Source organism: Vibrio sp. 1249-1, assembly GCF_033340495.1.
The window spans coordinates 1-708 of sequence record NZ_JAWOWJ010000530.1; the positions used below are offsets into that span (position 1 = coordinate 1).

General features: G+C 49.9%; 1 protein-coding gene. It reads right to left on the minus strand.

Going from position 1 to position 708, the window contains the following annotated elements:
- On the minus strand, positions 1-708 hold a 708-nt coding region (locus tag R7Z50_RS27420; protein WP_318149738.1), incomplete at both ends, for a dienelactone hydrolase family protein.

Sequence of the window (708 nt, forward strand, 5' to 3'; positions counted from 1 at the left end):
TGCGAAATGCAACATTAATGGGCCTTTCACTTGTTTTTGAATCTCTTCTGCAGCGGGTGTTCCATAAAAAGGCACGCCTGCATCGAGCTCATTTGGCATAACTGCCGCCAGCATATTGACGACATAACCACCAAAACAGAAACCAACCGCGCCAAGCTTGCCGTTTCCATGTTCGTGCTGTTTGATAAATTTAGCGGCCGCTATAAAGTCTTGCTCAATCTTGGCTCTGTCCATCTCTTTTTGCATTGCTCGCCCTTCATCATCATTTCCCGGATACCCACCTAACGGGTAGAGAGCATCGGGAGCAAAGGCGATAAAACCATCTTTCGCTAGTCGTCTCGCGACGTCTTTAATGTAAGGGTTGAGGCCACGGTTTTCATGAATCACCAAAACCGTTGGTGATTTGATGGTCTTTTTCTGAGGCATCACCAAGTAACCACGCCCTTCACCATGCCCATTCGGCGACGAAAAGGTTTCGTACGTGGCTTTGATTTCAGGATCATTGAAGGAGACTTGCTCGGCAAGCGCGTAGTTTGGTGTCAGCGCGTCAACCAGTGCGGTCATGCTAAACCCTAGCACCGCAAGGCCACCAAGCCGATTAAGAAATTCTCGGCGCGAGATCTTTCCGTGCGCGTATTCGTCGTACCAATCGAAGGCTTCTTGCGGGATGGGGTGAGCCGCCTTTTCACTTGACGTCGTGTGCTTTAG